The organism is Pseudomonas sp. HS-18, assembly GCF_020401845.1.
Taxonomy (GTDB): domain Bacteria; phylum Pseudomonadota; class Gammaproteobacteria; order Pseudomonadales; family Pseudomonadaceae; genus Pseudomonas; species Pseudomonas nitroreducens.
Map to the genome: position 1 here is coordinate 6,380,258 of NZ_CP084413.1, position 12,638 is coordinate 6,392,895.

The window sequence follows — 12,638 nt, forward strand, 5'->3', positions numbered from 1 at the left end:
CCCCACCCAAGCAGGATGATGGCAATTGGCTGCAAGCCCTCCCAACTTTCGTCGGGAAGACGCCGGACGGCGGCCCGGTTTGCCGGGGAAAACCGCCCGTCGGTAGAATGCCTCCCCATGAACGATGACATCTCCTACCTGCTCAACTCCCTTAATGACCCGCAGCGCCAGGCCGTAGCCGCGCCGCTGGGGCGCCAGCGCGTACTCGCCGGCGCCGGGTCCGGCAAGACCCGCGTGCTGGTGCACCGCATCGCCTGGCTGATCCAGGTCGAGAACGCCTCGCCGCACAGCATCCTGGCCGTGACCTTCACCAACAAGGCCGCCGCCGAAATGCGCGCGCGGATCGAGCAGTTGCTGGGGATCAACCCGGCGGGCATGTGGGTCGGCACCTTCCACGGCCTGGCGCATCGCCTGTTGCGCGCGCACTGGCAGGAAGCCGGCTTGCCGGAGAACTTCCAGATCCTCGACAGCGACGACCAGCTGCGCCTGGTCAAGCGCGTGGTGCGCGAGATGGGGCTGGACGAGCAGCGCTGGCCGCCGCGCCAGGCGCAGTGGTTCATCAACGGGCAGAAGGACGAGGGCAACCGCCCGCAGAACATCCAGGCCGGCGGCGACCTCTACCTGTCGACCATGGTCAGCGTCTACCAGGCCTACGAAGACGCCTGCGCCCGTGCCGGCGTCGTCGACTTCGCCGAACTGCTGTTGCGCTCGCTGGACCTCTGGCGCGACCGCCCGAGCCTGCTGGAGCACTATCAGCGGCGCTTCCGCCACATCCTGGTGGACGAGTTCCAGGACACCAACGCCGTGCAGTACGCCTGGCTGCGCTTCCTCGGCAAGGGCGGCGAGAGCCTGATGGTGGTGGGCGACGACGACCAGTCGATCTACGGCTGGCGCGGCGCGAAGATCGAGAACATCCAGCAGTTCGGTGACGATTTCGCCGGCACCGAGGACATCCGCCTGGAGCAGAACTACCGCTCCACCGGCACCATCCTGAAGGCCGCCAACGCGCTCATCGCCAACAACAGCGGGCGCCTGGGCAAGGAGCTGTGGACCGACGGCGTCGACGGCGAGCCGATCACCCTGTATTCGGGCTTCAACGAGCACGACGAGGCGCGCTACATCGTCGAGACCATCGAGGACGCCCTGCGCAAGGATGGTCTGAAGCGCAGCGAGATCGCCATCCTCTACCGCTCCAACGCCCAGTCCCGCGTCCTGGAAGAGGCGCTGCTGCGCGAGAAGATCCCCTACCGCATCTACGGCGGCCAGCGCTTCTTCGAACGCGCCGAGATCAAGAACGCCCTGGCCTACCTGCGGCTGATCCGTCTGCGCGACGACGACGCCGCGCTGGAGCGGGTGATCAACGTGCCGCCGCGCGGCATCGGCGAGAAGACCGTCGAGGCGATCCGCAACGCCGCGCGCCTGAACGGCACCTCGATGTGGCGCGCGATCAACGACGTGATCGCCGCCAAGGCCGTGGCCGGCCGCGCCGCCAGCGCGCTGAACGGCTTCCTGGAGACCGTCGACCTGCTCGCGGTGAAGGTCGAGGGCCTGCCGCTGCACCAGATGACCCAGATCGTCATCGAGCAGTCCGGCCTGGTCACCTACCACAAGGAAGAGAAGGGCGAGAAAGGCCAGGCCCGGGTGGAAAACCTGGAAGAACTGGTCAGCGCCGCCCGCGCCTTCGAGACCCCGGACGACGAGGACACCCCGCCGCTGGTGGCCTTCCTCGACCACACCGCGCTGGAATCCGGCGACACCCAGGCCGACGCCTTCGAAGACAGCGTGCAACTGATGACGCTGCACAGCGCCAAGGGCCTGGAGTTCCCGCTGGTGTTCCTCGCCGGCATGGAAGAAGGCCTGTTCCCGCACAAGATGAGCCTGGAAGAGCCCGGCCGCCTCGAAGAAGAACGCCGCCTGGCCTACGTGGGTATCACCCGTGCCATGCAGCGCCTGGTCATGACCTACGCGGAAACCCGCCGCCTGTACGGCAGCGAGACCTACAACAAGGTCTCGCGCTTCGTCCGCGAAATCCCGCCGAGCCTGATCCAGGAAGTGCGCCTGTCCAACTCGGTGAGCCGCCCGCTCTCGGGCAACCAGCGCAGCGGCAACCTGTTCAGCGGCGCCAGCGTGCCGGACACCCCGTTCAGCCTCGGTCAGTCCGTGCGCCACCCGCTGTTCGGCGACGGCGTGATCCTCAACTTCGAAGGCTCCGGCGCCCAGGCACGGGTGCAGGTGAACTTCGACAGCGAGGGCAGCAAGTGGCTGATGATGGGTTACGCGAAGCTGGAAGCGATCTGAGCCGCTAGCCCCCACCGCAAGAGAGCGTAGGGCGCATGACCTGGAACAGGTTATGCGCCGGCTCCTCGGCGGCGGATGACGCTGCCGCGTTATTCGCCCTACGACTGTGCTCCCTGGAGGCAATCCAGGGCTGAGACGGCGGGCTCAGTGATGCCCGCCGCCGTTCTGCTCGAAGGTCTCGATCAGCGCCACCTGCATCCGCGAATGCACGCGGATGAACCAGCGCCAGAACACCGCGATCACCAGCGCGGCGATCAGTGCCACCACCACCAGCAACTCACCCGGCGGCAGGATGCTCGAACTGAGCGCCGCCAGCAGCAGCATCATGCCGCCCAGCGACAGCAGCGGGATCAGCTCGGAAATCACCCGGCGCACGCGGGCCGTGTGGCGGCCGGCGCTTTCCGCCTTCACGCCCATTTCCGCCAGCAGCATCGCCAGCGCCTTGAGCTTGCGGTAGGCGGCGATCAGGAACGGCAGCGACAGCAACAGCGCGGCGCCCCAGATCAACGCCTTGTGCAGCGCCTCGGGCTCGACGAACTGCGCCAGCCACTGGCCGATCTGCCCGGCGAAGAACGCCAGGCCGAAGAAGATGCCGATCACCAGGGTCAGGTTGACCCCGACCTGCAGCAGGATGCGCCTGATCATTCCGGCGAGGATCGCCTTGTCGCCCCGCGGCTTGATGCTGCGCAGCCACTCGCCGTACAGGCTGAACACCCGCACCATGGGTGACGGCAGGCTGCGGCCCAGGTACAGCGCCAGCGGGTCGGCGGAGCGGATCAGGTAGGGCGTCAGCAGCGTGGTGATGGCCGACACGCCGACCACCACCGGGTAGAGGAAGTCACTGGTCACGCCCAGGCTCATGCCCAGCGCGGCGATGATGAAGGAGAACTCGCCGATCTGCGAAAGGCCCATGCCCACGCGCATCGAGGTGCGCCCGTCGTTGCCGGCAATGAAGGCGCCGGCGCCGCAGGAGATCAGTTTGCCGGCGACCACCACCAGGGTGATCACCAGGATCGGCGCGGCATAGTCCACCAGCACCTTGGGGTCGATGGTCAGGCCGATGGCGACGAAGAAGATCGCGCTGAACATGTCGCGCACCGGCTCCATCAGGCGCTCGATCTGGATCAGCTGGCGCGACTCGGCCATGATCGCGCCGATCAGGAAGGCGCCGAGGATCATGCTGTATTCCAGCTTCACCACCAGCAGGCAGAAGCCGAAGCACAGGCCGAGCACCGTCACCAGCAGCATCTCGTTGCTTTCGAATTTCGCCACGTAGGCCAACAGGCGCGGTACCAGCAGGATGCCGACGACCAGCGCGACGACCATGAACAGGCTCAGCTTGCCGACCGTGGAGAACACCTGGTCGGCCTCCACCGTGCCGCTCACGGCAATGCCGGAGAACAGGGCGATGATGCCGATGCCGAGGATGTCCTCGATGATCAGCACACCGAAGATCAGTTGGGCGAAGCGCTCGTTCTTCATCTTCAGATCGCCCAGGACCTTGATGATGATGGTGGTGGAAGACATCGCCAGGATCGCGCCGAGGAACAGCGAATCCATGGTGCTCCAGTCGAACAGGCGGCCGATCTCGAAGCCGGCCCAGATCATCAGGGTGATTTCCAGGAACGCGGCGATGAAGGCCGTGGCGCCGACCTGGAACAGCTTGCGCAGGCTGAATTCCAGCCCCAGGCAGAACATCAGGAAGATCACCCCCAGTTCGGCGAGGGTCTTGATCGTGTCCTCGTCGTGCACCAGCGCGAAGGGCGGGGTGTGCGGGCCGATGATCACCCCGGCGATGATGTAGCCCAGCACCACCGGCTGCTTGAAGCGGTGGCAGAGGATGGTGACGAAACCGGCGATCAGCATGATCACCGCGAGGTCCTGGATGAAGTCGATGGCATGCATGGTCGGCGGTCCTCGCGGCGTGGGGTCAGGGGATCGCGCGGCTGACGGCCTCGCTCAGCGAAGCCTACCATCCGAGCCTTCCGACAGGCGGCTCTGAAAGAATCAGTAACAGACTGATTTGGAAAGGGATTCAACCGCCCCCATATCAGGGGTCGGGCCCGAACAGGGCAACAGCACGAAACAAAATCCGGCTGGCCCTCACCGGCCCCGGCCTGCAACATGACGTGCGTCGTATACCAACCAAGAGAATGACAACGATGAAGCGCTTTCTCAGCCTTGCCATGGCCTTCTGTGTCGCCGTGACGCTCAGCCTCGACGTCAACGCCGCCAAACGTTTCGGTGGCGGCAAGAGCATGGGCTCTGCGCCGAGCCACCAGACCCGCCAGGCGCAACCCAACGCCGCGCCGAATTCCCCGACTGCCGCCGGCCCGGCCGCGACCGGTGCCGCCGCAGGCGCTGCCGGCGCCGCTGCCAAGAGCGGCGCTTCGCGCTGGCTCGGCCCGCTGGCCGGCCTCGCCGCCGGTGGCCTGCTCGCCTCCATGTTCATGGGCGACGGCTTCCAGGGCATGCAGTTCCTCGACATCCTGATCATCGCGCTGATCGCCTTCATCGCGTTCCGCTTCATCGCTTCGCGTCGCCGCCAGCAGCAGGGCCAGCAGCCCGCCATGGCCGGCGGCCACGCGCCGATGCAGCGTGAAATGCCGACTGCTCCGCCGTCGATCTTCGGTGGCGCGTCCCGCCCGGTGATGGACAGCCGTCCGGTGATCAACGCCCCGAGCTGGTTCGATGAGACCCGTTTCATCGGCGCCGCCCGCGAGCACTTCATGTCCCTGCAGCAGCACTGGGACGCCAACGAGATGGACAAGATCGCCGAATTCGTCACCCCGCAGATGCTGCAGTTCCTCAAGCAGGAGCGCGCGGACCTGGGCGACAGCTACCAGTCCACCTACATCGACAACCTCGACGTGCAGCTCGAGGGCGTGGACGACCAGGCCGACAAGACCATCGCCACCCTGACCTTCAGCGGCGTGTCGAAGTCCTCGCGCTTCGACCAGGGCGAACCCTTCAGCGAAAGCTGGCGCATGGAGCGCGCCCAGGGCGACAACCAGCCCTGGCTGGTGGCTGGCATCCGCCAGAACTGACCCTGCGCGTGAAGAAGAAGCCCGGCGATTGCCGGGCTTTTTCGTTTTTGCACATCGGCCACAGGCTTGCCCTGCCCCCGCCGCTCGTCCGGACGGCGCCCGCGCAGTGGTCTTGCGCGGAGGGCCGGCTACTACTGTATAAAGCGCGCCATTCGTCGAATATAGAGAGGCCCCGTCTGTGGAAGATGTGATCGAGAAACTGCGTGAAGCGAACGAGCCGGTTCCGGTACCGCTGGAACTGCCCGACGAAGAACTGCTGGTGGAGATCGAGGAAGCGCTGCTGATCGGCATTCCGTCGGAATTCCGCGAGTTCCTCCTGCTGGTCAGCGACGTCGTCTATGGCCGCCTGGAACCCGTCACGGCGACCGATCCACAGTCCCACACCTACCTGCCGGAAGTCGCGGCCGTGGCCTGGGCCAATGGCCTGCCGCGCGAGCTGATCCCGCTCTGCGCCGACGGTGACGACTACTACGCGGTCGCCGAGGACGGCGAGGTGATTCTCTGGGCCGACGGCGAGCTCACCGAGGAAACCTGGGACTCCGTCTGGACCTGGGCACGCGACGTATGGCTCGATACTTGAAGCCCCATGTCGGAATTTCCTGAAACTTCCATGGTCACACAGGCAACCCAGCGTACCTCCAGCCCTTGCTGCCCGGGCGGGTACGATGCCCCGTGGAGAAACTATGAAGTTGAAAGCCTTGTTCACCTGCCTGTTGCTGCTCGGCCTCGCCGGATGCGCCGACAAGGCCGTGGTGACGCTGCAGGACGGCAGCGAAATCCTGGTGAAGGATCACTCCGACTACGACAAATACAATGACTACTACGAATTCGAGCAGTTGAACGGCGAGACGATCCTGATCAAGAAGGACAACGTCCGCTTCATCAAGACCCCCTGAAGGGCGCCCTAGCGCGCCCCCAGCCTTCCCCCGCTTTCCAGCTCCAGCAGATTGAGCAGGTACTGGCCGCAGTAGCCCAGGTCCTGTTCGATGGCTTTGCGTGCGCCTGCGCCATCGCCACGCTCCAGCGCCTGCAGGGTGTCTTCGTGGAAGTCGTTGAGGCGCAGCGACAGGTCGGCCTCGGTGAACAGCCGGTTGAAGAACGGCCCCACCTGCAGCCACAGCGCCTCGATCATGCGCAGCAGCGTGGGGTTGCCACAGGCGCGGTAGAGCGTCAGGTGGAACAGGCTGTTGGCTTCCAGGTAGCCATGGACGTCACGGGCGTTCAGCGCGTCTTCCATGCGCTCGGTGCAATCACGCAGCACGGCCATGTCGGCGGGCCGCAGGTGCCGCGCCGCATCCTCCACCGCCAGCCCCTCCAGGGATTGCCGCACCTGCAGGATCTGCAGGTAGCGCTCGCGGGTCATCACCGGCACCCGTAGCGAGCGCTGCGGCTCACCTTCCAGCGCGCCCTCTGCCACCAGGCGTTGCAGGGCGGCGCGGACCGGCATCGGGCTGGTGCCCCATTCGTCAGCCAGGTCGCGGATCTTGAGTCGCTCGCCAGGCTGGAAGCGCCCGCTCAAAAGGGCCTGGCGCAGGTTCTGGTAGAGCTGTTCCTGAAGGTTGTCGGCCATGGTTTCACTCCCGCCCGGCCGGCGGCGCCGGCAGTTGGGCGAAGGTCAGGCTGCAGTCGTGCTTCATCTCGCTTATCCCTTGTTTTCGATCAGACAGTTGCCGCCATCCACCACCAGCACTTCGCCGGTGATGTAGCTGGCTTCGGGCGAGGCCAGGAAGGCAATGGCGGCGGCCACCTCCTCCGGTCGCCCGGAACGACCCAGCGGCGTGCGCCGCCCGGCCTGGATTTCTTCTTCGCTGCTGGAGCCGGTGGCAATCCAGCCCGGCGCCACGCTGTTCACCGTCACCCCGCGCTGCGCCACTTCCAGCGCCAGCCCCATGCTCATGCCGAGCATCCCGGCCTTGGCCGCGCTGTAGGCCGACTCGCCCGGATTGCTGGCCCGCGTGCCGGTGGTGGAGCTGACGTTGACGATGCGCCCGTAGCCGCGCTCCAGCATGCCCGGCAGCAGCGCACGGGTGAGCAGGAAGGCGCTGGTCAGGTTGCGCGCCAGCGACAGGTTCCAGGTTGCCAAGTCCATCGCCGCGAGTTCGGCGAAGGGTTCGGGGCTACCCTGCATGGCCATGCCGGCGTTGTTCACCAGCACGTCTACCCTTCCCCATTGCGCCTGCGCCCACTCGGCCAGGGCAAGGACGTCGCCTTCATCGGTCAGGTCGGCGGGCAGAGCGCGGGCCTCGAAGCCCTCGGCGCAAAGCTCCTGCGCCCGCTGCAGGACCCGCTCGCTGCTGGCGGTGAGCAGCAACTTCACACCGTTGCGCGCCAGCCGGCGGGCACTGGCGAAGCCGATGCCGGACTCGCTGCCGGCGCCGCTGACCAGAGCTACCTGGCCGGCCCAGGCGGACTCATTCGTGACATCTTTCATGGGCATCTTCTTGTTCTGTGATCACAAAATTCGTTACAGGGCAGATTATCAGGCAGTCGCTTCGCTGTATTGACATTTTTGTGATCACAAATGGAAGATGTGCGAAATAACAAACGAGGTGTGCAACATGACCGCCAGCGGAATCGCCCAACAGGCCGTGGATCTCTTCACCGCCCGCGAGCGCCAGCGCTTCCTGGAACAGAATCCCAAGTCCGTCGCCCTCGCCGAGCGTGCGCACCAGTCGCTGTACGCCGGCGTGCCGATGCACTGGATGGCCGACTGGTCCACGCCCTGCCCGCTGTTCGTCGAACGCGCCCAGGGCGCCCGCTTCTACGACGTGGACGGCCATGAATACGTGGACTTCTGCCTCGGCGATACCGGCAGCATGTTCGGCCACTCGCCGGCGCCGATCGCCCGCGCCCTTGCCGAACAGGGCGCGCGCGGCCTGACCACCATGCTCCCCGGCGAAGACGCGGTGGTCTGCGGCGAGCTGCTCGCCGCGCGCTTCGGCCTGCCCTACTGGCAGGTAACCGCTACCGCCACCGACTCCAACCGCTACGTGCTGCGCTGGGCCCGCGCGGTGACCCAGCGCAAGACCCTGCTGGTGTTCGACGGCTGCTACCACGGCACCGTCGACGACGTGATGGTGCGCTACCGCGACGGCGAAACCGTGCACCGCTCCGGCCTGGTCGGCCAGGCGTACGACCTGACCCAGCACAGCCGCTCCATCCCCTTCAACGACGTGCAAGCGCTGGAAGCCGCGCTGGCCCAGGGCGACGTCTGCGCCCTGCTGTGCGAGCCGGCGATGACCAACATCGGCATGGTCCTCCCCGATCCGGGCTTCATGCAGAAGTGCCGCGAACTGACGCGCAAGTACGGTTCGCTGCTGATCATCGACGAAACCCACACTATCTCCACCAATATCGGCGGCTGCACCCAGCTGTGGAACCTCGACCCGGACTTCTTCGTGGTCGGCAAGCCGATCGCCGGCGGCGTGCCCTGCGGCATCTTCGGCTGCAGCGCGGAGATGGCCGAACGCATGGCCGCCTCGCGCCAGAGCGCCCAGGAGGACAGCCACGGCCACGGCCACAGCGGCATGGGCACCACGCTCTCGGCCAACGCCCTGGCCATGCACTGCATGCGCGCCAACCTGGAACAGGTGATGACCCAGGCGGCCTACGACCACATGCTGCCGCTGGCCAAGCGCCTGGCAGACGGCTTCCGCACGCTGATCACCAAGCACGACCTGAAGTGGTCGGTGACCGAGCTGGGCGCGCGCAGCGAGTTCCAGTTCTGCCCCGTATCCCCGCGTACGGGCGCCGAGGCCGAAGCGGCCTTCCACGACGAGCTGCAGATGGCGCTGCACCTGTACCTGATCAACCGCGGCATCCTGATCACGCCGTTCCACAACATGACCCTGTGCTGCCCGGACACCACCGCCGCGGACGTGGATCGCCTGATCGAGACCCTCGATGCCGGCATCACCGAGCTGCTGGCGATCCCCGGCGCGCGCGAGGCCTGATCGAAACTCCCCCTGTAGGAGCGAGCTTGCTCGCGAACCCGCCCCGCAGCGGATTTACAAAAGAGCGTTCGCGAGCAAGCTCGCTCCTACGAAAAGCATTCTGCGGCGCGCCCCGCGCCCACCGAGGACCACCATGCAATTCGCCGATCGAAAGGAAGCCGAAGCCTTCCTCGCCGCCCACCCGGACGTGCGCAGCATCGAACTCTTCATCATCGACGCCAACGGCATCCCGCGCGGCAAGCTGCTGCACCGCGACGAGCTGCTGGCGATCTACGACAACGGCCGCCCGCTGCCCAGCTCGATCCTCGCGCTGACCGTGCAGGGCGAGGACGTCGAAGGCACCGGGCTGGTCTGGGAAGTGGCCGACGCCGACTGCTGGACCTACCCGCTGCCCGGCAGCCTGACCCTGCAACCCTGGCGCGCCAGCCCCACCGGCCAGCTGCAGGTGAGCATGCACCCGACCCAGGGCCTGCCCGCCACGCCCGCCGACCCGCGCCAGGCGCTGTCCCGCGTGGTCGACCGGCTGAAGGCCAACGGCTTCCACCCGGTGATGGCGGTGGAGCTGGAGTTCTACCTGCTGGACAAGCAGCGCGACGCCAACGGCCGCCCGCAGCCGGCGCTGCAGATGAACGGCATCCGTCCGGAAGCGCCGCAGGTCTACGGCGTCTATGAGCTCGAACAACTGCAGCCGTTCCTCGACGACCTCTACGCCGCCTGCGAAGTGCAGGGCCTGCCGGTACGCACGGCGATCTCCGAGTACGCGCCAGGCCAGGTCGAGCTGACCCTGGAGCACCGCTTCGACGTCATGCAGGCCATCGACGAAGGCGTGCGCTACAAGCGCCTGGTCAAGGGCGTGGCGAACAAGCACGGCCTGCAGGCCTGCTTCATGGCCAAGCCGTTCGGCGACCGCGCCGGTTCCGGCATGCACCTGCACGTCAGCCTGGCCGACGAACAGGGCAACAACCTCTACGCCAGCGAAGACATTCACGGCACTCCACTGCTGCGCCACTCCATCGGCGGCATGATGGCGCGCCTGCTGGATTCGCTGGCGATCTTCTGCCCCAACGCCAACTCCTTCCGCCGCTTCCAGGCCAACAGCTATGCGCCGCTGGCCAAGAGCTGGGGCGTGAACAACCGCACCGTGTCGTTCCGCGTGCCTGGCGGCCCGGCGAAGAGCCGGCACATCGAGCATCGCATCTGCGGCGCCGACGCCAACCCGTACCTCGCGGCGGCGGCGATCCTTGCGGCGATCCATGAAGGCATCCGCGAGCAGATCGACCCAGGCGCGCCCATCGTCGGCAACGGCTACGAGCAGGCCACCGAATTCCTCCCCACCGACTGGCTCACCGCGCTGCGCGCGCTGGAGTCCTCCACCTGGGCCCGCGACGCGCTGGGCGAGGAATTCCTCAAGGTGTTCCTGGCGATCAAGTGGGAAGAGTTCCGCCAGTTCATGGGCGAAGTCGGCGAGCAGGATTGGCGCTGGTATCTGCATCACGCCTGAACGACTGACCGAAACGGCGGATAACCGTGAACGGTTATTCGCCCTACGTAAGATGTCCCCTGGGCTCCCGTAGGGCGCATAACGCGAAGCGTTATCCGCCATTTTGCGCCCAGCAATCAGCTCACCCGCCGACACGCAAAAGACTTACGAAAAATTTACCCTGCCAGAGTGAAGATTCTGGTCTTTTCTTGGTCAGTAGTTCCACGGGGCGCGGCTGAGCGCTTCCGTGGTCAACGCGGCGCCGCCGGTCTGCCTGCCGGCCGCCGTCCTCTCTCAGGCAGGGAGAACCCGTAGACAATGAGCACTCCCGTCGTACTGATCACCGGCGCTGCCGGTGGCCTCGGAAAAGCCATCGCCAAACGTTTCGCCCAAAGCCACTGGCGCATCGCCGCCACCGATGTGGATAAAGCCGGCCTGCATGCGCTGAACGCGCAAGTACCGCTGGATGCCACCGCCGTCGGCGACCTGCGACGAGCGGACAACTGCCACAGCCTGATGTCCGACATCCTCGCCCGCACCGGCCGCCTCGATGCCCTGGTGAACGCCGCCGGCGTCTGGCGCGAAGGCCCGGTGGAAGACTTCAACGAGGACGACTTCGACCTGGTCCTGGGGGTCAACCTCAAGGCGGCGTTCTACATGTGCCAGGCCGCGACGCCCTACCTCAAGGAAAACCACGGCAGCATCGTCAATATTTCCAGCGACTCCGGCCGCCAGGCCTATCGCGGCTCCGCGGCCTACTGTGCGAGCAAGGCGGCGCTGACCATGCTCACCCGCACTCTGGCCCTGGAACTCGCCGAATCCGGCGTGCGGGTCAACGCCATCTCGCCGGCCGACATCGCCACGCCGATGCTCGACTACCAGGCCGAGCGCTACGGCCAGGGCAACCCGGCGGCCTACAAGCGCGAACTGCTGAAGGATTATCCACAGGGCAAGGTGGCGCGCTTCATCCGCCCGGAGGAAGTCGCCGAGCTGGTCTGGTACCTCTGCAAGCCGGAATCCGAAGCCATCACCGGTGCGGACCTGGCCATCGACTTCGGCCTCTCGGCCGGGCGCTGAAGCGCAGCGACGTGAACGGGCGGCCAGGGGTCGCCCGTTTTCGTTCAGGGCGTTGTTCGAACGGCAGATACACCGCTGGCGAAGGGTCCACTGGCGCCGCTGCTCAATCAGGGATATAGAAAAAACTGTGTCGCCAGCCGCGCTCGGGTTGTCCAGAGTGAGGCCCCTTTCCTTTTCCCCAGACAATTGCCCGAGAATTCCATGGAACCTGGCAACCACCAGCTCAGCATGACCGTCCTGATGACCCCCGACATGGCCAACTTCTCCGGCAATGTCCACGGTGGCACCCTGCTCAAGTACCTCGACGAGGTCGCCTACGCCTGCGCCAGCCGTTACGCCGGCTACTACGTGGTGACCCTGTCGGTGGACCAGGTGATCTTCCGTCAGCCGATCCACGTCGGCGAACTGGTCACCTTCCTTGCCTCGGTGAACTACACCGGCCGCACCTCCATGGAGATCGGCGTGAAAGTGGTCACCGAGAACATCCGCGAGAAGTCCGTGCGCCACACCAATAGCTGCTTCTTCACCATGGTGGCGCTGGACGACGAGCGCAAGCCGATCGTCGTGCCGCAACTCGATCCGCAGACCAAGGACGAGAAACGTCGCTTTGCCCAGGCCCAACAGCGTCGGCAAATTCGCCAGGAGCTGGAACAGCGCTACAAGGAGCTTCGCGACGAATGACGGACGTTCGCGACATTTCCTGAAAAGAAATCCCGCGTGTCGCGGAAATTTCCCAATGCGTCAACAGGTTACCCTTGCGTGAAAGCAAGGTAGGAATTGATT

General features: G+C 65.9%; 11 protein-coding genes. 8 read left to right on the top strand and 3 right to left on the bottom strand.

All coding sequences use genetic code 11. The features are described 5' to 3' along the window. Positions 1-117: 117 nt before the first annotated feature. A complete protein-coding gene (gene uvrD, locus LDJ84_RS29615; RefSeq protein WP_065083748.1) occupies positions 118-2,298 on the top strand; it encodes a DNA helicase II in 2,181 nt (726 codons plus the stop codon). Between the two features lie 144 nt (positions 2,299-2,442). Here the strand turns inward: uvrD and LDJ84_RS29620 are convergent, their stop codons facing one another. Beyond that, entirely contained in the window at positions 2,443-4,203 is a 1,761-nt protein-coding gene (locus LDJ84_RS29620; protein ID WP_024766093.1) for a cation:proton antiporter, read from the bottom strand. A 257-nt stretch (positions 4,204-4,460) separates the two neighbouring features. On the opposite strand from LDJ84_RS29620, the gene LDJ84_RS29625 reads away from it, so the two are divergent. The 3 genes from LDJ84_RS29625 to LDJ84_RS29635 all read left to right on the top strand — a co-directional run bounded on the left by LDJ84_RS29625 (position 4,461) and on the right by LDJ84_RS29635 (position 6,241). After that, a complete protein-coding gene (locus LDJ84_RS29625; protein WP_038803436.1) occupies positions 4,461-5,345 on the top strand; it encodes a Tim44 domain-containing protein in 885 nt (294 codons plus the stop codon). 178 nt (positions 5,346-5,523) lie between these two features. Further along, positions 5,524-5,925, top strand: a complete 402-nt coding sequence (locus tag LDJ84_RS29630) for an SMI1/KNR4 family protein (protein ID WP_024766840.1) — start codon at positions 5,524-5,526, stop codon at positions 5,923-5,925. Between the two features lie 103 nt (positions 5,926-6,028). Beyond that, the gene (locus tag LDJ84_RS29635) at positions 6,029-6,241 is read left to right on the top strand and encodes a YgdI/YgdR family lipoprotein (protein WP_017521498.1); all 213 of its coding nucleotides are present in this window, start codon (positions 6,029-6,031) and stop codon (positions 6,239-6,241) included. An 8-nt stretch (positions 6,242-6,249) separates the two neighbouring features. On the opposite strand, the gene LDJ84_RS29640 is transcribed toward LDJ84_RS29635, so the two are convergent. Beyond that, entirely contained in the window at positions 6,250-6,915 is a 666-nt protein-coding gene (locus LDJ84_RS29640; RefSeq protein ID WP_280048095.1) for a GntR family transcriptional regulator, read from the bottom strand. 72 nt (positions 6,916-6,987) lie between these two features. Then, positions 6,988-7,776, bottom strand: coding sequence for an SDR family NAD(P)-dependent oxidoreductase (locus LDJ84_RS29645; RefSeq protein ID WP_065083751.1), 789 nt, complete (start codon positions 7,774-7,776; stop codon positions 6,988-6,990). A 127-nt stretch (positions 7,777-7,903) separates the two neighbouring features. On the opposite strand from LDJ84_RS29645, the gene LDJ84_RS29650 reads away from it, so the two are divergent. From LDJ84_RS29650 to LDJ84_RS29665, 4 genes are all read left to right on the top strand, one after another. Then, positions 7,904-9,298: an aspartate aminotransferase family protein gene (locus tag LDJ84_RS29650; RefSeq protein WP_226045673.1), complete on the top strand. Its 1,395-nt coding sequence runs from the start codon at positions 7,904-7,906 to the stop codon at positions 9,296-9,298. 133 nt (positions 9,299-9,431) lie between these two features. Further along, complete coding sequence (locus LDJ84_RS29655) at positions 9,432-10,799, top strand: glutamine synthetase family protein (protein WP_226045674.1); 1,368 nt, start codon at positions 9,432-9,434, stop codon at positions 10,797-10,799. Between the two features lie 297 nt (positions 10,800-11,096). Next, positions 11,097-11,855 carry an SDR family NAD(P)-dependent oxidoreductase gene (locus LDJ84_RS29660; protein WP_024766837.1) on the top strand — a complete coding sequence of 253 codons (759 nt, stop codon included), beginning with the start codon at positions 11,097-11,099 and terminating at the stop codon, positions 11,853-11,855. A gap of 201 nt (positions 11,856-12,056) precedes the next feature. After that, complete coding sequence (locus LDJ84_RS29665; RefSeq protein ID WP_024766836.1) at positions 12,057-12,536, top strand: acyl-CoA thioesterase; 480 nt, start codon at positions 12,057-12,059, stop codon at positions 12,534-12,536. Positions 12,537-12,638: the final 102 nt, after the last annotated feature.